Genomic DNA, 21,422 nt, shown 5'->3' with positions numbered 1-21,422 from the left:
GCGACTTGGTCCGCACGGCTGCCGAGAACGCCCAAACCTGTCGGTTCGCGACAGCCCCTGAAGGGGCACCCTCAAGGGGACTTCCTTCGGGGCGGGAGACTTCCTGCGGAGCGGAAAACTTGGGGCGGCCCGGCGTTTTCTTGAAAGGACAAGAATATGAACCAGATGAACCCCGCCTTTGTGATGCCCGACGTGCAGAGCACGCTTGATACACGTCAGATTCCGATTCAACGCGTCGGCGTCAAGGCATTGCGCCATCCGATGACGGTGCGCACGCAAGGCGGCGAAGTGCAGCCTTCTGTGGGCACGTGGAATCTCGACGTGCATCTGCCAGCCGACCAGAAGGGCACGCACATGTCGCGCTTCGTCGCGCTGCTTGAAGAGAACAAGGCGCCGCTCGAGGCGGCCACGTTCCGCCGCATGCTCGCCGCGATGCTCGAAAAGCTCGAGGCCGAGGCCGGTCGCATCGAAGTGTCGTTCCCGTACTTCGTGAATAAGACCGCGCCGGTGTCGGGCGTGCAAAGTCTGCTCGACTATGAAGTGACGTTGACGGGCGAGACTCGCAACGGCGCGACGCGTCTGTTCCTGAAGGTATTGGTGCCGGTCACGAGCCTGTGCCCGTGCTCGAAGAAAATTTCGCAGTACGGCGCGCACAACCAGCGCTCGCACGTCACGATCAACGCAGAGCTGGCGGGCGATGTGGCGGTGGAAGAGCTGGTTCGTATTGCTGAAGAAGAGGCCTCGTGCGAACTGTGGGGCTTGCTGAAGCGTCCGGACGAGAAGTTCGTCACTGAACGTGCCTACGAAAATCCGAAGTTTGTCGAAGACCTGGTGCGCGATGTCGCGCAACGTCTGAACGCGGACGAGCGCATCGTTGCGTATGTGCTCGAAGCTGAGAACTTCGAATCGATTCACAATCACAGCGCGTATGCGGTGATCGAACGGGATAAGCGGGCGGCCTGATTCGTGCGTTCCGTTGCTTGAATAAAAAAGCCGCTCTTTGAGCGGCTTTTTTACACCCTCACATCAGGAGGTTCAACGTGCGAGTGAAGTCAGATCCCAACGCGGCTTCACGGTGAACGCGTAGTCTTTGGCCGATTGATCGGGCCAGCGTTGCAATCGCAATGCACCGGCCAACGCGATCATTGCGCCGTTGTCCGTACACAGCGACAGGTCCGGGTAGTGGACGAAGAAATTGCGTTTCTTCGCCGCGGCGGAAAGCGCCTCGCGCAGTTGCCGGTTCGCGCCGACGCCGCCTGCTACCACCAGCCGATTGAGCTTGGTCCGTTTGAGCGCGGCCAGCGATTTCGCCGCCAGCACGTCCACGGCAGCATCGACGAAACCGCGCGCCAGATCGGCCTTCGCCTGCTCGCAGATATTTGCGCCGCCGAGCTTCTTGGCATGCGTGAGCACAGCGGTCTTCAGGCCGCTGAAGCTGAAATCGAGGTCGCCAGAATGCAGCATCGGGCGCGGCAGGACCACTGCACCCGGTGTGCCGAATTCGGCCATCCGCGACACTTCCGGGCCGCCCGGATAACCGAGACCCAGCAGCTTGGCGGTTTTGTCGAAGGCTTCGCCGGCGGCGTCGTCCAGCGTTTCGCCGAGCGTCTCGTAGATACCCACGTCCGTCACGCGCATCAACTGCGTATGGCCGCCTGACACCAGCAACGCGACGAACGGAAACGGCGGCGGCTCATCCACCAGCAGTGGCGACAGCAAATGCCCTTCGAGATGGTGGATGCCAATGGTCGGCTTGTCCCACGCCATGGCTAGCGAATTCGCAACGCTTGCGCCGACCAGCAGCGCGCCCGCGAGCCCAGGGCCCTGCGTATAGGCGATCGCGTCGATGTCGCTGCGCACCGCGCCGGCACGCTCCATCACCTCTTCGAGCAGCGGCAGCGCGCGCCGGATATGGTCGCGCGACGCCAACTCCGGCACCACGCCGCCATACTCCCGGTGCATCGCAATTTGCGAATGCAGCGCGTGCGCGAGCAGACCGCGCTCTGTGTCGTAGAGCGCGAGACCGGTTTCGTCGCAGGAGCTTTCGATGCCGAGAACGAGCATGATGGGGGCTTTGAGCGGGCGCGCGAGTGAAGCCACTCCTGCACCAAAAAGTGAAAAGGCAAGCCTGAAAGTATAGCAGCGCGGGCAGGGGGCCGCAGGCGCGCGGGTACAATGCGGCCCCATGGAATCCTTCGATATCGCAGTGATCGGCGCAGGCGCGGCCGGCATGATGTGCGCGGCCGTGGCCGGGCAGCTCGGCCGTCGCGTGGTGCTGATCGACCACTCGCAGCGTCTCGCGGAGAAAATCCGCATTTCCGGCGGCGGCCGGTGCAACTTCACGAATCTGTACGCCGGGCCGGCCAATTACCTGTCGGCCAACCCCCATTTCTGCCGTTCGGCGCTGGCGCGCTATACGCCGCGCGACTTCATGGCGCTGCTCAAGCGTCATCACGTGACGTGGCACGAGAAGCACAAGGGGCAGTTGTTCTGCGACCAGTCGAGCGACGCGGTCATCAATGTGCTGAAGAACGAGTGCGACGCAGGCCGCATTGCGTGGCGCACGCCGCTGTCGGTCGAGCAGGTGCGGCATGACGCCGAAGGGCGCTTCACGCTGGACACCCACTCGGGCCCGATCACGGCCCGCGCGCTCGTGGTGGCGACCGGCGGCCTGTCGATCCCCAAGATCGGCGCCACCGATTTCGCCTACCGCCTCGCCAAGCAATTCGGCCACAAGCTGATCGACACCCGCCCCGCGCTGGTGCCACTGACCTTTGCTCCGGCCGACTGGGAGCCGTTCTCGGCACTCTCCGGCGTGTCGCTCGAGGTGCAACTGGCGACCGGCAACAAGAAGACCGGTGCCGAATTCAACGAAGACCTGCTGCTCACCCACCGTGGACTGTCGGGCCCGGGCGTTCTGCAGATTTCGAGCTACTGGCAGCCCGGCGAGCCGATTCAGATCAATCTGCTGCCCGAGCAGGACGCCACGAGCGCTTTGCTGGAAGCCAAAACCGGTACGAAGCGCCAGATCGCCAATCTGCTTTCGGAATGGGTGCCACAACGGCTCGCCCACGTCTGGCTGGAAACCCACCAGATTCCCGCTGAAGCCCGCGTGGCCGATCTGCCGGACAAGACCCTGCGCCGCGTCGGCGAGGCTTTGTCGCGCTGGACGCTTACCCCGAACGGCACCGAAGGCTACCGCAAGGCCGAAGTCACGCGCGGTGGCATCGACACGCGCGACCTGTCGTCGGCGACCATGATGAGCGCCCGCACGCCGGGTTTGTACTTCATCGGCGAGGCGGTCGACGTGACCGGTTGGCTCGGCGGCTACAATTTTCAATGGGCGTGGGCCTCCGGCGTGGCGGCCGGCCAGGCGTGCGCAGAGTACGTTCTAGGGGCTTGACGGCGCATTAGGTTTGTGAGAAAGCTCTGCTATACTCCTGAACCTTTACAAAGTTCCGTTATTGAAAAATGACGACCGTCCATGTAAAAGACAACGAGCCGTTTGAAGTTGCCATGCGCCGCTTCAAGCGCACGATGGAGAAAAACGGGCTGCTAACGGAACTTCGCGCCCGAGAATTTTACGAAAAGCCTACGGCTGAGCGCAAGCGCAAGAAGGCGGCTGCGGTTAAGCGTCATTTCAAGCGTCTGCGTGGCCAGATGCTGCCAAAGAAGTTCTACTGATTCTGGCGTTGCCGCGGTTCCCCTTGAACGGAGCGGCGACATCCAACGGTGACGGCACAGCAGGTGCCATCGCGGAAAACACGGCCCTTCGGGCCAGCCGGCAGGGTCGCATCCACTACGCAAATTGCGCCAACCCGCTTGAGGAAGCAGTCCCAAGCGGGCGTTTGTGCTGGATGCAGCGTATTGGTACGGCGCATTGGTACCGTAAGCGCGGCCGGTTTTTAAATTTTCAACGCATTCAGGTGAGTGATGAGCCTCAAGGACCAGATCAACGACGACATGAAAGCTGCCATGCGGGCGCGTGAGACCGAGCGTCTCGGCACGATCCGCTTGCTGCTCGCCGCGGTCAAGCAACGCGAAGTCGACGAACGCGTCACCCTTGACGACGCGGCGATCACTGCCGTCATCGACAAGATGATCAAGCAGCGCAAAGACTCGATCAGCCAGTTCGAAGCCGCTGGCCGCACAGATCTCGCCGACAAGGAAAAGGCCGAACTGGCCATCCTGTCCGCCTATATGCCGGCGCAAATGTCCGAAGCGGAGATCGTTGCCGAAGTTCAGGCTGCGGTCACGCAAACCGGCGCTGCCGGCCCGCAGGACATGGGCAAGGTGATGGGCGTGCTCAAGCCGAAACTGGCCGGCCGCGCCGACATGACCGCTGTCTCGGCGCAAGTCAAAGCCGCGCTCGCGAAGTAATTCCTGTATTTCGGGTCTGCGCGCGCCGTTGCCCGACGGCGTGCGCAGCCTTGAGCTTTTTAGGTAGCGTCATTCACTGTGATTCCACCGTCATTCCTGCAGGACCTGCTCAACCGCGTCGATATCGTCGACGTGGTCGGCCGGTATGTGCAGCTGAAAAAGGGCGGCGCGAACTTCATGGGGCTGTGCCCGTTTCACAACGAGAAGAGCCCCTCGTTTACGGTTAGTCCGACTAAACAGTTCTATCACTGCTTCGGCTGCGGCGCGCATGGCACGGCCATCGGCTTCCTGATGGAGCACGTCGGCTCCACATTCCCGGAGGCGGTCAACGAACTCGCGCAATCGGTCGGTTTGACCGTGCCGAACGAGCCTTCGCCGGGATATGGCGGCGGTGGTTCCGGCGGGTATGCGCCGGCTGCCTCCAAGGCGGTCACCACGGCTCTGTCCGATGTCATGCAGACCGCGTGCGACTTTTACCGCAAGCAGCTGCGCGGCGCGCCGGTCGCGATCCAGTATCTGAAGAAACGCGGCCTGACCGGCGAGATCGCCGCCCGCTTCGGCCTCGGCTACGCGCCGGATGGCTGGCAAAACCTCGAGCCCGCGTTCCCCAACTATCGGGATGATTCGCTGGTCGAATCGGGTCTGGTGATCGTCAGCGAAAAGTCAGATGCGCAAGGCCAGAATCGCCGATACGACCGCTTTCGCGAGCGGATCATGTTCCCGATACGTAATGTGAAAGGGCAGGTGATCGGCTTCGGCGGCCGCGTACTGGACGGCGGCGAACCGAAATATTTGAATTCACCGGAAACGCCTCTATTTAACAAAGGCAGCGAGTTGTACGGGCTGTTCGAGGCACGGCTGGCGATTCGTGAACAGCACTACGTACTGGTGGTCGAAGGCTACATGGACGTGGTCGCGCTGGCCCAATTGGGGTTCCAGAACGCGGTGGCGACGCTCGGCACGGCTTGCACGCCGATTCATGTGCAGAAACTGATGCGCCAGACGGATACGGTCATCTTCAGCTTCGACGGCGATTCGGCAGGGCGCCGCGCCGCTCGCCGTGCGCTGGATGCCTGTCTGCCGCACGCGGCGGACAATCGGACCATCCGGTTCCTGTTTCTGCCGTCCGAGCACGATCCGGACAGCTATGTGCGCGAATTCGGCACGGAAGCGTTCGCCGACCAGGTGGAGCGCGCCATGCCGCTGTCGCAGTTTATGCTGAACGAAGTGCTGACCGGCAAGGAGCTGGATCAGCCGGAAGGCCGCGCCCGCGCGCTGTTCGACGCGAAGCCGTTGCTGCAGCAACTGCCTGCCAACGCGCTGCGCGCGCAGATTATGCATATGTTCGCCGACCGGCTCGATGTGCCGTTCGACGAAGTGGCGGCGTTATGCGAAGTCGATGCCCGGATTGCGGCGGCTGCCCGATCGGCGCCGGCCCGCAAAGACCGGCGCAGTGTGACGGGGATCGAAGAAAAAACGCTGCGCAATCTGGTGATGTATCCGCGGACGGTGGCCGTGCTCGACGAGGAGGCCGAGCAGGCGCTTCTGAGCGTCACGCGGCATGGCGAGCTGTTCGAGGAAGTGACGACGCATGCGCGTGCGCTGGGCGATTCGGCGGAGTTCCAGTTGCTGTCCGACCTATTGCGAAACGGCGCCAATGCCCCAACTTTCGAGGAAATCTTTCGCAAAATTCTAGACTATGATGAAAACGTCCGGGATTTACTGCTGAAGGACCCGGAGGATGCGACCGTCATCGAGGAACGGCGCGAGCAGGAACGGATCGTCGGAGAGGAGCTGAAAGCGGCGATTCTGAAGATGCGATATGACGCTTACTGCGATCGCCTCGAGCAGCTTTCGCGGCAATCCCGGCACACGCCGGAGGAGTTTGCGGAGCTGACGAGCCTGAACCAGAAGCGGGCTGAGATGAAGCGCCAGCTTGGGCTGTAAGCGGGATGGCAGAAAGCTGAGTGCTATAATAAAAGGTTTCTAGCGGTTTGTTTTTTCAATGGTTTTCCTAGCAAAGGCGAAAAGGCGATTGCGATGGCAAAGACACTAGGCGGAAAAAAAGCAACGGGCACAGGTTCGAATGAGCCGACCAGAAAGGTCACCGAGGCCAAGTTAGCTTCTTCCCCTAGAAAAACGTCTGCCGCAAGCGTCACACCTGCTGCCGGGAAGAAATCCTCGACCAGTTCCGCTACGCGAGCGGAGCCGGTCGGGGCGGTGAAAGCTGTACCACAACCGGCCACACAACAGCCGGGTGTCAGAAGCGCAAGGGAAGCGCCTGCCGCGCAGGACGATGCGGTAGAGCGCGAGATTCCAGTATCCACGGTTCAACCGGCTGTTGTCCAACAGCCGCGAGTCGAGACTACAGCCGGTACGACGAACTCCATGACGAAAAAGCTGAACGAAACACCCGTCGATGACGACGCAACCCAGAGCGAAGAAACCCCTGCGGCCGTTCCAGGCAAGGTGGAAAAGGTCAAGGCTCGCGATCGTCGTGCAAAGGAAAAAGCGCTGCTGAAAGACGCGTTCGCGTCGTCTCAGCCGGGCACCGTCGAGGAACTCGAAGAGCGCCGTTCCAAACTGCGCGCGCTGATCAAGCTTGGCAAGGAACGCGGCTTCCTCACGTACGCGGAAATCAACGACCACCTCCCGGACAACTTCACCGAGACCGAGGCGATCGAAGGCATCATCAGCACGTTCAACGACATGGGCGTGGCGGTGTATGAGCAGGCGCCGGATGCTGAAACGCTGCTGTTGAACGACAACGCACCTGCCGCTTCGTCTGACGACGAAGTGGAAGAGGAAGCGGAAGTCGCGCTCTCCACCGTCGACTCCGAATTCGGCCGCACCACCGACCCGGTCCGCATGTACATGCGTGAAATGGGTACGGTCGAGCTGCTTACGCGCGAAGGCGAAATCGAAATCGCCAAGCGGATCGAAGACGGCCTCAAGCACATGGTGATGGCGATCTCCGCGTGCCCGACCACGATCGCCGACATTCTGGCAATGGCTGAGCGTGTCGCGAACGAGGAAATCCGTATCGACGAACTGGTCGACGGCCTGATCGACGCCAACGCGGAAGACGTGGACGGCTTCTCGGCGCAGGAAGCGGAAGCGATCGAAAGCGAAGACGAGGAAGCCGAGGAAGAGGAAACGGACGACGAGGAAGAAGACGACGGCGCGGCGCAAGCCACGGCCAACGCGGCGCAGATGGAAGCGCTCAAGCGTGCGTCGCTCGAGAAGTTCGCCATGATCAGCGAATGGTTCGACAAGATGCGTCGCGCGTTCGAGAAGGAAGGCTACAAGTCCAAGTCGTATCTGAAGGCGCAGGAAACGATCCAGAACGAACTGATGACGATCCGCTTCACCGCGCGTACCGTTGAACGTCTATGCGACACGTTGCGTGCGCAAGTGGACGAAGTGCGTCAGGTCGAGCGTCAGATCCTGCATACGGTGGTCGACAAGTGCGGCATGCCGCGTGCGGAATTCATCGCGCGTTTCCCGGGCAGCGAAACGGATCTCGAATGGGCTGACAAGATCGTCGGCGAAGGTCACGGATATAGCGCGATCCTCACGCGTAACATTCCGGCCATTCGCGAACAGCAGCAACGCCTGCTCGATTTACAGGCGCGCGTTGTGCTGCCGCTGAAGGACCTGAAGGAAACCAACCGTCAGATGGCGGCCGGCGAACTGAAGGCGCGCCAGGCGAAGCGCGAAATGACCGAGGCGAACTTGCGTCTCGTGATCTCGATTGCAAAGAAGTACACGAACCGTGGTCTGCAGTTCCTCGACCTGATTCAGGAAGGCAATATCGGCCTGATGAAGGCGGTGGACAAGTTCGAATATCGTCGCGGCTACAAGTTCTCCACGTATGCCACGTGGTGGATTCGTCAGGCCATCACGCGTTCGATCGCTGACCAGGCACGTACGATCCGGATTCCGGTTCACATGATCGAAACGATCAACAAAATGAACCGCATCTCGCGCCAGATTTTGCAGGAAACCGGTCTCGAGCCGGATCCGGCAACACTGGCTGAGAAGATGGAAATGCCGGAAGACAAGATCCGCAAGATCATGAAGATCGCGAAAGAGCCGATCTCGATGGAAACGCCGATCGGTGACGACGACGATTCGCATCTTGGCGACTTCATCGAAGATACGAACACGGTTGCGCCGGCCGACGCCGCCTTGCACGCCAGCATGCGTGACGTCGTGAAGGACGTGCTCGACTCGCTGACGCCGCGCGAAGCGAAGGTGCTGCGCATGCGTTTCGGTATCGAGATGAGCACCGATCACACGCTCGAAGAAGTCGGTAAGCAGTTCGACGTGACGCGTGAACGGATCCGTCAGATCGAAGCGAAGGCGTTGCGCAAGCTGCGTCACCCGAGCCGATCGGACAAGCTGAAGTCATTCCTCGAAGGGAATTGATCGAAGTTGGCGGGATGGAGAAAATCTAGGGGCTTCCTGGCCGTTTCGCGAGAGCGAAGCGGTCACGAAAGCCCCTTTTTCGTGTAGTATGTCGGCCAATCAGTGACTAGGCCCGGCCTTCAAGGCCGGGTCTTTTTCTTGGTTGCCTTAGTTTTCTCAGGGCCGGACGCCGTGCTGGTTGCAGGCAGCGGACTCATAATCCGCCTCCGAAAGGACACCGTCGGTTCGACTCCGACCCGGCCCACCAAACATCAACTCAACTCAATGATCGACGGCCCTGATCGACAGGATGCCCGTCTGTCCATAGAACTCCTGCAGCGCAAACGCTTCCCGCTCCCGTTGTGCACGCGCACTCCGATCCAGCATCGAAAATACCCAGATTCCGGCGAACGCAAGCGGCACCGAAACGAGCGCGGGGTTATCGAGGAACACCGGCGCGTGCGTGTGATGCAGGACGTCGACCCATACCGACTTTGAGAACAGCGTCAGCAGCACGGCGGAAATCAACCCGAGGCTTCCGCCGACCACCGCGCCGCGGGTGGTCATGCCGCGCCAGAAAATCGACGACACCAGCACCGGGAAGTTCGCACTCGCCGCGACCGCCGCGACGAGACCGACCAGAAATGCCACGTTGATGTGCTCGAAGAGAATGCCGAGCCCGATCGCGACTACGCTCAGTACCAACGTCGAGGCGCGGGAGATGCGCATTTCCCTGACTTCGTCAGTTTTGCCGCGCGCGAGCCAGCACGCGTACAGATCGTGCGATACCGTGGTCGCCCCGGAGAGCGTGAGGCCCGCCACGACCGCCAGGATCGTCGCGAATGTCACTGCGGCGATGAAACCGTAGAACAGGTTGCCGCCCACCGCCTGGGCCAGCTTGACCGCGACCATGTTCGATCCGCCGAGCAGGTCGCGCGTGAGGTTGAAATGCCCGTCGGCGGCGGTCTTGAAGAATTCGGGATGCTGGGCGAGCAGCGCGATCGCGGAGAAGCCGATGATGAAGGTCAGCAGATAGAAATACCCGATGAAGCCCGTGGCGACGAACACGGACTTGCGTGCTTCCTTCGCGTTGGGCACCGTGAAGAAGCGCATCAGGATATGCGGGAACCCTGCGGTGCCGAACATCAACGCGATGCCGAGCGAGAGCGCGTTCAGCGGGTCTTTCAGCAGCTTGCCGGGGCCCATGATGCTCAGCGCGCCGGGATGGACGTCGACGGCGCGTCGAAACATCTCCTCGGGGCTGAAGCCGAATTGCGCGAGCGCGGTGACGGCCATGAACGTCGCGCCGCAGAGCAGCAGCACGGCCTTGATGATCTGCACCCAGGTGGTCGCCGTCATGCCGCCGAAGAACACGTAGATCACCATCAGCGCGCCGACGATGACCTCAGCCATCCAGTACTGCAATCCGAACAGCAACTGGATCAGCTTGCCCGCGCCGACCATCTGCACGACCAGATAGAAGATCACGACGACGAGCGACGTGCTCGCCGTCAGAAGACGAATGGGCGCCTGCTCGAAACGATAGGCGACGACATCGACGAACGTGAACTTGCCGAGATTGCGCAGCGGTTCGGCGAGCAGGAACATCACGAACGGCCAGCCGACGAGAAAGCCGATCGAATAGATCAGACCATCGAAGCCGAAAACGAAAACCATGCCGGACAGGCCGAGAAACGAAGCGGCGGACATATAGTCCCCCGCGATGGCGAGCCCGTTCTGGAAGCCGGTGATGCCTCCGCCCGCGCTGTAGAAGTCCTTCGTCGTGCGGGTTTTGCGCGATGCCCAGCGCGTGATGCCGAGCGTGACGAGCACGAAGAGCAGAAACATCCCGATCGCGACAGGATTCAATTCAACGTGCTCCGGCACCGGGCCGGTGATGGAGTTGGCATGAGCGAGCGCGGCGATCGATGCGAGGCCCGCGCAGAAGAAGGCGCGAATGAGTTTCATCGTTCAGTCTCCTTGCCGGGCTTTGGCGAGAAGCGCATTCATCAAAGGATCGAACGTGCGATTCGCTCGCAGCACATATCCGCCCGTCAGGCCGACCGCGATCAGGATGATGCCGACACCCACGACGATCCCCACGCTCGTCGTGGCGCCGGCATACAGTGGATGGGCGAGCACTTTCGGGGCGAGGGCGACGAACAGGATGAAGCCGTAGTAAGTGAAGATCATCAACGCCGTCAGCGTGAAGCTGAAGCGGCGACGTGAAGTGACGAGCTGCCGGTAGGCGGGACTCGCTTTGATTGAATCGATGAGGGCCTGCTGCATGGATGTCTCCAACCTGTGACTTGCTGATTTCGTTATGGTGGTGAATCGAATGAGCCCTGCAGGCTCGATGAGACTGCTCTGCCGGCTGCCTTCGGGCAGCGCTTGTTGTTGTGGGTGGGTGTGGCGTGCGGCGGGGGCGGCTGTTTGGGTACAGCCGTTCGAAAAACGGCGCCATGGAACGGTGCCGTTGCAATGAGGCGCAATACGACGTTAAACGATGCCGTCTGCCATCAACCGTGACAGTCGTTCGTCCGACAGGCCGAGCAGCGACTGCAGAACATCCTTCGTGCCTTCCCCGAGTTGCGGCGGCGCGCTTCGTACCGGCAAGCGCGCACCGTCGAAGCGATAGGGTGGAGCGAGGACAGGTGTGCTGCCGACTTCCGGATGCGGCTGCGTCGTCACGAGCCCGGCGTCCGTCGCGCGCTTCGAGGTGAGCGCCTCGTGAAGACCGAGCACTTCGCCGCATGGAATGCCGGCTTGAGTCAGGCGTTGCAGCAGTACCTGGCGCTTTCTTTGACCGATCTCGCGGTTGAGTTCGGGCACGAGAACCTCGCGGTTCGCCGCACGGTTGATGTTCGTCTTGAACCGGTCGTCTTCAGCGAGATCCGGGCGTTCGATCACCTCGCGACAGAAGCGCGCAAACTGGCTGTTGTTGCCGACTGTGATGACGAGCGGTCCATCGGCCGCATCGAATACGCCGTAGGGCACGATCGAAGGATGCGCGTTGCCGTAGCGCGGCGGGTCCTCGCCCATGAGCAGCGCTTCCAGCCCGTAATACGACGTGATCATCAGGCCGCAATCGAACAGCGCCATTTCGATGTGACGTCCCTTGCCGGTCTGCTGGCGCTCGAAAAGCGCCGCGAGCACCGCCTGGGCCGAGTACATCCCGGTGAACAGGTCGACAGCGGCAACGCCGAACTTCAGAGGCGGTTGATCGGCTTCGCCGTTGAGCGCCATCAGCCCAGCCTCGCCCTGAACCATCAGATCGTAGCCGGGACGCGCGGCTTCCGGTCCCGTGCGGTCATAGCCGGAGATCGAGCAGTAGATCAGGTCCTCATGTTCCTGCTTCAGTTGCTCGTATCCGAGGCCCAGCTTTTCCGCGCCACCGAACTTGAAGTTCTGGATCACGACGTCGCTCTTCTGCGCCAGTTCCCGCGCGATCTGCTGGCCCTCGGCGGTTTGCAGGTCGAGACTCACCGAGCGCTTGTTGCGGTTGACGCTGTTGAAATAGGCCGTCTCGGTCGAGCCGACTCGCAAGCCCCAATCGCGGGTGTCGTCGCCGCGCTTCGGGTGCTCGACCTTGATGACTTCGGCGCCAAGATCGCCCAGCACCATGCCGCACCACGGTCCAGCCAGCACGCGGGAGAGATCGAGGACGCGAACGCCGGCTAGCGGCAGCGAGGAGGTCAGGTTCGACATGGCAAATCCAGATTGACAAGGGTTCGTGACGAGGGCGCCGCTTCTACGTTGAATGCGCGGCTGGGTTGTTGAGGATCACGATGAGAATCTGGCCGCGCAGTGCGGGCGTGGCGATGTCGTCAGACAATTGGGGCTCATTGTCCCAGTCTCCGTGTATTGGCTTTTCGTATGGGACCATTGTGGGATGGCCAAATCGAATTGACAATTCCACTGAAAGTTGACGGACTGTTAACTACAGCTTGACGTCGAGCGCGGCGGCCGACTGCCCGCAGTCCTTCAAACCCATGTCTGCGCGAGCGAAAGGATTTCATCGCGCAGGTAGTCGATCAGGGCTTGCGTCGATGGCGATGGATAGCGATTGGGCAGCGTGACGATATACAGGGTGTTCTGCTGACCGGCGACACGGTATTGCGGCAGAATCGGCAGCAGCCCGCGGTTCATCGGCGCATGCGGCACGTAGACCGGCAACAGCCCGATACCCATGCCCTGGCACACGGCCTCAGCCAGGAATGGGTAGTCGGACGACTGCAACGCGGGCTGCATCGTGATCGTGTGGACATCGGCTTCGTTCTCCCGGTGCGAGAGCGTCATCGTCACGCGCCGGCCGGGGTAGGGCGACGCGACCAGCGTCTGCCGTTCGAGGTCGGCCGGACAATCGATCGGACCATGCTTCTCCACATAGCCGGCCGATGCATACAGGTTCCAGTCGATCGAGCATATGTTGCGCGCCACGTAGTCCAGTGGCGGCGTCGACGTGATTCTCACCGCCACGTCGACTTCCGCGGCGATCAGGTCCTCGATCCGGTTGTTGAACGTGACATTCAGTGTGATCCCCGGATGCGTACGCGCGAATTCAAGCAGCTTCGCGCCGATGAACATCCGGCCGAAGCCGGTCGGCACGCTGATCCGCACCCGGCCGCGCAGTGTCTGCCCGAGGCTGTCGATCGATGCGCGCGCCGTACCCAGATCCTCGAGCATCCGTTGGCCGCAGTCGTACAGCGTGTGTCCGGCTTGCGTCAGTTCGAGATTTCGCGTCGAGCGACGCAGCAGTTGCGCGCCGGTTTCGCGTTCCAACAACTTCAGCCGCTGGCTGATGTTTGAGCGCGTCATGCCGAGCTTGCGCGCCGCGGCGCTAAGGCTGCGCGATTCCACGATCTCGACGAACAGGCCGATCAGATTCAAATCCATAGGGTGTTTGTCAATTCAGCCTGAACAAGTGCCGCTATATTAGGCCTATTGTCTCCGCCTGCAGAGCGGTCGTCCCGAAGGGCGCTGAGAAGGCGACCGCGACCAGTCGCAAGGCAGCCACAAGGACGGCCCGCCGGAAAGTAGGGAAACTCCGCAAAAAAAACGCTAACGGCTGCACCGTTAATCAAATACGGAAGGCTGTTCAATGTATGCCATCCGCCTTCAGCACGGGTTTCTTGGCACGCGGCGGCCGGCGCCGCAATTCACCCCCGGGCAATGCCCGTGCTGAAGGCTTCACTTATTCGGCGGGGTCCGCGACGGCGTCTGTTTTGAAGCGCTAGCGCGTTGAGTGCATGGCCGCGCCGAGCCTGACTATATGTGACCGCCGCACGGCGCTTTTCATTGGCGCGTGTTCGCACAAGGCTGTGCTGCGGTGGTTACATGGAGGACGAGTTGGAATTCAATTCGGTTTGTTAATCACCGTCCCCGTTAATCGATCAAACAGCACATAACCGCTATGTCGCGTTATGTTGAATAATCGACGCAAAACAAACGACCTGATTGATCGAATTAAGTTCCCGGTTTTCTGAAATAAATTTACTCCGCGTCGCATTCCTCTTGTGCGTTTGCCTGATTTTCAGGCAATCAGATCTCGCTCATCTTTTTATCGTTCCGACCCGATTACGTCACGCATATTAAATGCTGTTGCATACACACAACTTTAATATTGAGATGTTGCAAATAACTTCTGTCCAGAGCAGGCGTGCCGCAGCCCTGATTTTGCGATAAATGGTTGAAATATAAAGGCTTAATGCCTATCTCGATTTGATTGTTGCGGATTCTGAAAAATCCTGTTGCGTAAACTGCGGGCGTCGCTACTAGGGTCTCCCCCTACACTCACGCTTCGTTTAAAGGGTGCCCGGCTGATCCGAAACGGTTCGGCCAACAGGGCGGCAGCGAGCGATGGTTGTGCTGCTGAGGCAGGTCCCGCTCCCCGCGTAAATTTATCGAACTGGAGTCCCACGCATGAAAAAGAGTCTCATCGTTGTTGCGGTTGCCGCATCGTTCGCATCTGTCGCTCACGCACAAAGCAGCGTGACCCTGTACGGTCTGCTGGACGCAGGCCTGACGTACACCAGCAACGTCGCCTCCGCCAACGGCGTCGGCCACGGCAATGCAAAGTGGGCAGCGGGTAGCGGCGGCGTCAACCAAAGCATGTTCGGTCTGCGTGGTTCGGAAGATCTGGGCGGCGGTCTGAAGGCAATCTTCACGTTGGAAAGCGGCTTCAACATCAACAACGGTAAGTTCGCTAACAACAACGGCATGTTCAACCGTCAAGCGTTTGTCGGTCTGTCGAGCGCGCAATACGGTACGGTCACGCTGGGTCGTCAATACGACGCAGCACAAGACTACCTGGCACCGCTGACCGCAACGGGCAGCTGGGGCGGTACGTACTTCGCTCATCCGTTCAACAACGACAACCTGAGCACGAACGGCGGCTACGCAGTCAACAACTCGATCAAGTACTCGAGCGCTAACTACGCAGGCTTCACGTTCGGCGGCACGTACGGCTTCTCGAACCAGGCTGGCGCATTCGCAAACAACCGCGAATACAGCGTTGGTGCTGCATACCAGTACCAAGGCCTGCGTGTTGGCGCTGCTTACGCACAGCAGAACAACCCGGCTGCAAACGTGACCGGCGCTTCGGACGGCGTGCTGGCTAACACCTCGGGCGTCATCTCGGGCAACTTCCGTCAACGTGAGTTCGGCGCAGCTGCTTCGTACTCGTTCGGCCCGGCTACCGTCGGTGCTGCATTTACGCAGTCGCGTATCGACAACCTGGTTGGCGCAGCAGTTGGCCAACGTCAAGGCCGTTCGAACAACTACGAAGTCAACGGTAAGTACAACCTGACGCCGGCTATGTCCCTGGGCGTTGCTTACACGTTCACCGACGCAAAGGGCTACGGCGTCAATGCTGACGGCAACGACATGAAGACCCGTTACCACCAGATCGGCCTGCAAGCTGACTACTCGCTGTCGCGTCGTACGGACGTCTACGCTCAAGCCGTGTACCAGCACGCAATGGGTGACGGCGGTGTTGCTTCGATCTACAGTGGCGACAACACGCAACTGCCGTCGTCGTCGAAGAACCAGACGGCTGCTACGGTCGGTCTGCGTCACCGCTTCTAAGCTTCAGCAGAAGCTGGTTGTTGTAGAAAAGGTGCCGTTCGCGGCACCTTTTTTTATGGGCGCGCCATTTGCGTGGCCGATGCCCGTCGATTCTTGCCACGCACCGGGCGCGCCGATGATAGACCGCCACCTTCTCCGCGCCATTAATCCATTAACGCACTAACGTATTGCGATTTCTGACAATCGCGCACGCGCGTCTGACAATAATTGACTTTCGCGAAGGTGCGCTTCAGGTAGTCTGAAACGATTGATTGATAGACACTATTTTTCGCGGCGACGCTGGTACGTGTGCTGCAGGTGCGCGTTCTTACTGCATGGATACTCCCCCTTCAAACCCGGTGGCTCGCTCGCCAGCCATTCAGGATCTCACCGACGAGCAATGGCATCGCATTGTGCCGCTCCTGCCTGAAATGAAAGACCATGGACCTCGGCGCGGCCGTCCCAGCATCGACATCCGTTGCGCGGTGAACAGCGTGCTGTGGGTACTGCACACGGGCAAACCGTGGCACGCGATGCCTGACCGGTATGCGCCTTATCAGACTGCGCATCGCTACTATCTGCGCTGGAAGAATTCAGGTGTGCTGGCCAACATCGCTTTTGCGTTGTTCGACACCGATGCCTTGTTGGCGCGGCCTGTCTCTCGCAGGAGCGACGCGCGCACGGTGTAGCAGGCGCAGGACTGTATTGGCAGGGCAAACAAAAATGCCGTCACCCGGTAACCGGATGACGGCATTTTTTTATTGGCTGCATTAATTGGCTGCATTAATTGGCTGCATTAATTGGCTGCATTAATTGGTTGCGTTAATCGGCTGCATGAGCGCACGCGCCGGCCCTAGATCTGCTCCTGACCAAACGCGCACAGGCGTTCGAGGTCCAGCACGTCGATCTGGTTGTACGAGAGGCGCAAAATCTGCAGCTTTTCGAGGTTTTGCAGTGCCTGGTTGATCCGTTGCCGCGACACGCCCGCCAGCAGGCCGACTTCTTCCTGCGAAATGGCCAGCGTGCGCCCGGTGTCAGGATAGAGGTCGGGATTGAACAATTGCGCGAGCGACTGGGCGACGCGCGCGTCGACGTCCAGCAGCCGGCTATTCTGGATCGACGCGATGAATTCGCCCATGCGGTTGTTCAACTGCCGGATCACAAAACCGGTGAATGGCAGGCTCGAGTCGAGCAGCGCATGAAACGTCGCCGACGGCACGAATATCACGAGCGAAGGCTGAATGGTGGCCACGTCGTATTTGCGCAATTCGCGCTTGATCACGCTGCCTTCGCCGAACCAGCCCCCGGGCGGCACGCCGGAGAGCGTGCAACTGCGTCCCGAGGCGTTGTAGATGGCGAGTTTGATGAGGCCGGAGTGGACGCCGATCCAGTAGTCTGAGGGCTCCTGGCGGCGCGCGATCCATGCGCCCCCTTCCAGCCGCTCCGCGTACGCGCTGGCAAGGACCATGGCTTGATGCTCGGCGGCGAGCGCCCTGAACCATGCGCAGGTGGCGAATAGCCGCGGCAGATCGGCGCGTGGGACCCGTTCAGGCCGGTGCGAGCGGGCGTCTGCCAAGGCGGTAAGCGGTGCGTCATCCATAAGCGGCCAGCGAAGAGTGTGCAGGTGAAGTCGGTTGAGGGGGCCAGGGCGCGCCACTCTGTCATTTGAATGACAGACAGTTCACCATGACAGTTGCTAGGCTAGCTCATCAATCAGAAAAACGGCGGCGCGGCTAGCGCCTCAGGAGACAACGCGATGAAGCACATGTTCGAAGAAGGCCTCCAGCGGCGCGAGGCCAATTATGTCCCGCTTACACCCATCGATTTCATCGTACGCGCAGCGGAAGTCTATGGTGAGCGGCTGGCGGTCGTCCATGGGGAAATTCGCCGTAACTGGGGCGAAACCTACGAGCGCGCGCGGCGTCTGGCCAGCGCGTTGCGGCAGGCCGGTATCGAACGCGGCGACACGGTTGCCGCTTTGCTGCCGAATATTCCTCCGATGATAGAAGCGCATTTCGGCGTGCCGATGGCCGGGGCCGTGCTCAATACGCTGAATACGCGGCTCGACGTGTCGTCGCTGTTGTTCATGTTGCGTCATGGCGAGGCGAAGGCGCTGATCGTCGACACGGAGTACAGCGAATTGGCGCACCGCGCGGCGCTGGAATTCCCCGAGTTGCGCGTGATCAGCGTGGCCGACGCGATGCCCGCCGACGCCGACAAGTTCATCCGCGCAACCGACTACGAAGCGTTCCTGCAAACCGGCGACCCCGAGTTCGCCTGGACCCTGCCTGCCGACGAATGGGATGCTATTGCGCTGAACTACACCTCGGGCACGACCGGCGATCCGAAGGGCGTGGTCTATCACCATCGCGGTGCCTATCTGAATGCGCTCAGCAATATCCTCGAATGGGATATGCCCAAGCATGCGGTCTACCTATGGACCTTGCCGCTCTTTCACTGCAACGGCTGGTGTTTCCCATGGACCGTCGCCGCGCGTGCCGGCGTCAATGTCTGTCTACGCAAATTCGACGCGAAGACGGTGTTCGAACTGATTCGCCGCGAAGGCATCACCCATTATTGCGGGGCGCCGATCGTGCAAAGCGCGCTCGCGAATGCGCCCGCCCAGTGGCGCGAAGGCATCACACATCGCGTGTCGACGATGGTGGCGGGCGCGGCGCCCGCGCCGGCAGTAATCGCCAAGATGAAGGAGATCGGTTTCGATCTGACGCACGTGTACGGACTCACCGAGACCTACGGTCCGGCCGCAGTCTGTGCGAAACAGGAGGAATGGGAAGCGCTCGACGACAACGCGCGCGCCGAAATGAACGCGCGGCAAGGTGTGCGCTACCACCTGCAGGCAGCCGTAACGGTGCTCGACCCGGACACGCTCGCGCCCGTCCCTGACGACGGCGAAACGCTCGGCGAGATCATGTTCCGCGGCAATATCTGCATGAAGGGGTATCTGAAGAACGAACGCGCTACGGAAGCGACCTTCAGCGGGGGCTGGTTCCATACGGGTGATCTCGGCGTGCGAATGCCTGACGGCTATATCCGTATCCGCGATCGCAGCAAGGACATCATCATTTCGGGCGGCGAGAACATTTCGAGCATCGAGGTCGAAGACACGCTGTACCGTCACCCTGCGGTGTCGGTTGCCGCCGTGGTGGCGATGGCCGATCCGAAGTGGGGTGAGGTACCGTGCGCCTTCGTCGAACTCAAGGAGGGCGCTCAGGTGAGCGCAGAAGAGATCATCGCGCACTGCCGGCTGTTTCTTGCAGGATACAAGTTGCCCAAGGCGGTGCGCTTCGGCGAATTGCCGAAGACGTCGACGGGAAAAATTCAGAAGTTCGAATTGCGCGCGCGGATCAAGGCGGAAGAAACCGAATAGATCGCGCGCGATGATCTAGCGCGCCTGGTGGCGCGCTATGGGGTGCTGACGATGCAGGCGCGAGGTTCCGCGCGAATCCGGTTTGACTCGCGCTTAACCGCGCGTGTCGACCCAGCGGCGTGCCCAGCGTGCCGAGTGCTGCAGTGCCTGTTCTTCGTTCGGGAAGTAGTCGAGCGAATAGAACTGGTAGCGCCCTTCGGTGCGCGCGCTGTCAGCGCGTTCGAGCAGCAGGTTGGATGAAAAGCTACCGTCGGGCAAACGATGTGCCGAGGGTTTAACGGCATAGCCGTTGTAATGATGAATATGTTTGTTTTGCATTTTATATTTTAATAATGTTCGAGTGCGCGCTTGCCGTGCGAGCCGTTGTACGGGTCACGCGGACGAGCTGATTCAAGCCATTGCGAGCAGAATCCAAACGCAGTCGGAAAGCTAAAAAGGGCGTTAAAGCCAGAGGGGAGAATGAGGTGCAACGAGGCGTTTGGCGCTTGGGGCTTGCTGCTGAACAACACTTGCAGCTAAAAGCGATCGCGCCAACTGTGGGAGACAAAGCTCCGCGAGGATGTCGCTGCAGCCCGATGTCCGTTGCCGGACACCGAGCCCTTCAAACTTACATCGGCTTGATGTTAGCCGCTTGCAGACCCTTCGGGCCTTGCTTCGTTTCGAAGCTCACCTTCTGATTTTCAGCCAGCGTCTTGAAGCCGTCGCCGCTGATTTCGGAGAAGTGCGCGAACAGGTCGTCGCCGCCCTTGTCCGGGGTGATGAAGCCAAAGCCTTTGCTGTCGTTGAACCACTTAACGGTACCGGTATCCATGAAGAATCCTTGAGGAAAAAATAGAAAAATTTGCTCTGATGAGGAGCGCGTGAAGGGTCAAGGAGGGAGAGGACAACGAATACCGCTGAGGAGCGAGACATTGATGAACAGCAATCGAACTTCTTGAACTTCGGATGCCACAATAACCGCGGGGCAGGTCAGCGTCAACACTTATCTTGTAACTGTTTTGTTATGTAACCTGTTCGTGTATGCCGGGCGGGTGGCCATGTGGCCCTCGTGACCGGCTTGCCGTGTCGCGTGGCATGGCAAGCCGGTCAAGCCGGGTTTCTGTTTCAGATGCCCACTTTATGTGCCGTCAGGATCAGGCGCAATCCAAGCGCGGCAACGGCGCTTGCAGCGACGCGATCGATCCAGGCCTTCCACTGCAGATAGATTTCGCGCGGCCGTTTGCTCGAAAAGCACAACGCGACTACGGTGTACCAGCCGGCTTCAATGCCGAAGATCGCAGGGGGCAAAGCAAAGTAGCACCACAGCGGCGGATGTTGCGGAAGCAAGGCCGCGAAGATACTACCGTAATAGACCGCTGTTTTCGGATTGCTGAGTTGTGTGCTCAAACCGATCCAGAAGGATTTGCGCACATTGGTGGTAGCGGCTTGCGTTGCATCGAACGCGAGCGGTTTGGCCGCACCGCGCCAGATCTTCGACGCCAGGTAGATCAGATAAAGGCCACCGGCCACCTTTAAGCCCACGTATAGCCACTCTACTGTCGCCAGCAAGGTGTACAGACCGAGCAAGGCGATACCGCTGAAGAACACACCGCCAATGCCCATGCCGGCCGCCGTTGCGAGACCATCGCCGCGCGAGAGCAGGGCCGGAGCGTCAAAAGTCGTTTACTTTCAATGGACAGGATGAGGGGGTTGTATCGCGCCAGGATAAGACTGGGAATGGGGGAAGTACCGAAGTATGGGCGGAAACCATTCGCTGGATTCCAGAGGGTTCGACTCCCTCCCGGCAAAGCCTAACCAGCAGCCGCGAAGCGAGCTTTGCATGCGAGTGCGGTAACGCACTACTTGAAGCGTAAGCAGCAGGTACTGAAGCCGTGTGATTGAGCCTCGATATCCTAAGCGCAGGGTGTCTTCATTCTTACAACAATGGGGACTGCACTGTCTGGTCGCCATGGTGAGACCAGACAGACCAGCCGGGGTCTGAGAGCAGGGCAAAGCTACGGGATGGAATCCCCCAGAAACCTGGGAGATCCTGTAGTCGACCAATCCGGGAAGCCCCCGGCGTCAGACTACTTGTCGTGTTATCTGATTCTTATAGACATGGTCCGGGGGCGGTAAAATCAGGGTGAATGAAAACCTACTCAGCAGAAAGAAAAGAAGCGCTGGTGCGGCGCATGATGCC

The 21,422-nt window shown here is 60.3% G+C and carries 17 protein-coding genes, 1 tRNA gene and 1 pseudogene; 10 read left to right on the top strand and 9 right to left on the bottom strand.

Annotation, left to right across the window (positions count from 1 at the left end; translation table 11 throughout):
• The first annotated feature begins 156 nt into the window (after positions 1 to 156).
• Positions 157 to 963: a GTP cyclohydrolase FolE2 gene (folE2, locus tag GNZ12_RS00555; RefSeq protein ID WP_172308525.1), complete on the top strand. Its 807-nt coding sequence runs from the start codon at positions 157 to 159 to the stop codon at positions 961 to 963.
• 72 nt (positions 964 to 1,035) lie between these two features.
• On the opposite strand, the gene tsaD is transcribed toward folE2, so the two are convergent.
• Positions 1,036 to 2,064, bottom strand: a complete 1,029-nt coding sequence (gene tsaD / locus GNZ12_RS00550; RefSeq protein WP_172308532.1) for a tRNA (adenosine(37)-N6)-threonylcarbamoyltransferase complex transferase subunit TsaD — start codon at positions 2,062 to 2,064, stop codon at positions 1,036 to 1,038.
• A gap of 121 nt (positions 2,065 to 2,185) precedes the next feature.
• On the opposite strand from tsaD, the gene GNZ12_RS00545 reads away from it, so the two are divergent.
• From GNZ12_RS00545 to GNZ12_RS00520, 6 genes are all read left to right on the top strand, one after another.
• Positions 2,186 to 3,403: a BaiN/RdsA family NAD(P)/FAD-dependent oxidoreductase gene (locus GNZ12_RS00545; protein WP_172308524.1), complete on the top strand. Its 1,218-nt coding sequence runs from the start codon at positions 2,186 to 2,188 to the stop codon at positions 3,401 to 3,403.
• Between the two features lie 68 nt (positions 3,404 to 3,471).
• Positions 3,472 to 3,684 (top strand): 30S ribosomal protein S21, encoded by a 213-nt coding sequence (rpsU, locus tag GNZ12_RS00540; RefSeq protein ID WP_115778899.1) that lies wholly within the window; start codon positions 3,472 to 3,474, stop codon positions 3,682 to 3,684.
• Between the two features lie 249 nt (positions 3,685 to 3,933).
• On the top strand, positions 3,934 to 4,380 hold the full coding sequence (locus tag GNZ12_RS00535) for a GatB/YqeY domain-containing protein (protein WP_172308523.1): 447 nt from the start codon (positions 3,934 to 3,936) through the stop codon (positions 4,378 to 4,380).
• 78 nt (positions 4,381 to 4,458) lie between these two features.
• Positions 4,459 to 6,327, top strand: a complete 1,869-nt coding sequence (gene dnaG / locus GNZ12_RS00530) for a DNA primase (RefSeq protein ID WP_172308522.1) — start codon at positions 4,459 to 4,461, stop codon at positions 6,325 to 6,327.
• A 93-nt stretch (positions 6,328 to 6,420) separates the two neighbouring features.
• The gene (gene rpoD / locus GNZ12_RS00525; RefSeq protein ID WP_172308521.1) at positions 6,421 to 8,811 is read left to right on the top strand and encodes an RNA polymerase sigma factor RpoD; all 2,391 of its coding nucleotides are present in this window, start codon (positions 6,421 to 6,423) and stop codon (positions 8,809 to 8,811) included.
• A 159-nt stretch (positions 8,812 to 8,970) separates the two neighbouring features.
• A tRNA-Ile gene (locus GNZ12_RS00520) sits at positions 8,971 to 9,058 on the top strand.
• Positions 9,059 to 9,072: 14 nt separating this feature from the next.
• Here GNZ12_RS00520 and GNZ12_RS00515 read toward each other — a convergent pair.
• The 4 genes from GNZ12_RS00515 to GNZ12_RS00500 all read right to left on the bottom strand — a co-directional run bounded on the left by GNZ12_RS00515 (position 9,073) and on the right by GNZ12_RS00500 (position 13,686).
• Positions 9,073 to 10,758 (bottom strand): cation acetate symporter, encoded by a 1,686-nt coding sequence (locus GNZ12_RS00515; RefSeq protein ID WP_172308520.1) that lies wholly within the window; start codon positions 10,756 to 10,758, stop codon positions 9,073 to 9,075.
• Positions 10,759 to 10,761: 3 nt separating this feature from the next.
• Positions 10,762 to 11,079, bottom strand: coding sequence for a DUF485 domain-containing protein (locus tag GNZ12_RS00510; RefSeq protein WP_172308519.1), 318 nt, complete (start codon positions 11,077 to 11,079; stop codon positions 10,762 to 10,764).
• Positions 11,080 to 11,289: 210 nt separating this feature from the next.
• Positions 11,290 to 12,498 carry a CaiB/BaiF CoA transferase family protein gene (locus GNZ12_RS00505; RefSeq protein ID WP_172308518.1) on the bottom strand — a complete coding sequence of 403 codons (1,209 nt, stop codon included), beginning with the start codon at positions 12,496 to 12,498 and terminating at the stop codon, positions 11,290 to 11,292.
• A gap of 276 nt (positions 12,499 to 12,774) precedes the next feature.
• Positions 12,775 to 13,686 (bottom strand): LysR family transcriptional regulator, encoded by a 912-nt coding sequence (locus GNZ12_RS00500; protein WP_172308517.1) that lies wholly within the window; start codon positions 13,684 to 13,686, stop codon positions 12,775 to 12,777.
• Between the two features lie 1,026 nt (positions 13,687 to 14,712).
• Between GNZ12_RS00500 and GNZ12_RS00495 the strand changes: the two genes are divergently transcribed.
• Together GNZ12_RS00495 and GNZ12_RS00490 are read left to right on the top strand one after the other, a co-directional pair.
• Entirely contained in the window at positions 14,713 to 15,876 is a 1,164-nt protein-coding gene (locus GNZ12_RS00495; RefSeq protein ID WP_172308516.1) for a porin, read from the top strand.
• A 314-nt stretch (positions 15,877 to 16,190) separates the two neighbouring features.
• Entirely contained in the window at positions 16,191 to 16,544 is a 354-nt protein-coding gene (locus GNZ12_RS00490) for a transposase (protein WP_172308515.1), read from the top strand.
• A gap of 164 nt (positions 16,545 to 16,708) precedes the next feature.
• On the opposite strand, the gene GNZ12_RS00485 is transcribed toward GNZ12_RS00490, so the two are convergent.
• Positions 16,709 to 17,455, bottom strand: a complete 747-nt coding sequence (locus GNZ12_RS00485) for a Crp/Fnr family transcriptional regulator (RefSeq protein WP_172308514.1) — start codon at positions 17,453 to 17,455, stop codon at positions 16,709 to 16,711.
• 156 nt (positions 17,456 to 17,611) lie between these two features.
• On the opposite strand from GNZ12_RS00485, the gene GNZ12_RS00480 reads away from it, so the two are divergent.
• Positions 17,612 to 19,243, top strand: a complete 1,632-nt coding sequence (locus tag GNZ12_RS00480; protein ID WP_172308513.1) for an acyl-CoA synthetase — start codon at positions 17,612 to 17,614, stop codon at positions 19,241 to 19,243.
• A 93-nt stretch (positions 19,244 to 19,336) separates the two neighbouring features.
• On the opposite strand, the gene GNZ12_RS00475 is transcribed toward GNZ12_RS00480, so the two are convergent.
• From GNZ12_RS00475 to GNZ12_RS00465, 3 genes and pseudogenes are all read right to left on the bottom strand, one after another.
• Positions 19,337 to 19,561 (bottom strand): hypothetical protein, encoded by a 225-nt coding sequence (locus GNZ12_RS00475; protein ID WP_025495857.1) that lies wholly within the window; start codon positions 19,559 to 19,561, stop codon positions 19,337 to 19,339.
• A gap of 289 nt (positions 19,562 to 19,850) precedes the next feature.
• Entirely contained in the window at positions 19,851 to 20,054 is a 204-nt protein-coding gene (locus GNZ12_RS00470; protein ID WP_007178877.1) for a cold-shock protein, read from the bottom strand.
• 293 nt (positions 20,055 to 20,347) lie between these two features.
• A pseudogene (locus GNZ12_RS00465) lies at positions 20,348 to 20,881 on the bottom strand (LysE family translocator); the annotation flags it as partial.
• Positions 20,882 to 21,422: the final 541 nt, after the last annotated feature.

The organism is Paraburkholderia solitsugae (assembly GCF_013177695.1).
Taxonomy (GTDB): domain Bacteria; phylum Pseudomonadota; class Gammaproteobacteria; order Burkholderiales; family Burkholderiaceae; genus Paraburkholderia; species Paraburkholderia solitsugae.
Note: the sequence above shows the minus strand (reverse complement) of the source record. Positions and strands in the feature narration are given on the sequence as shown.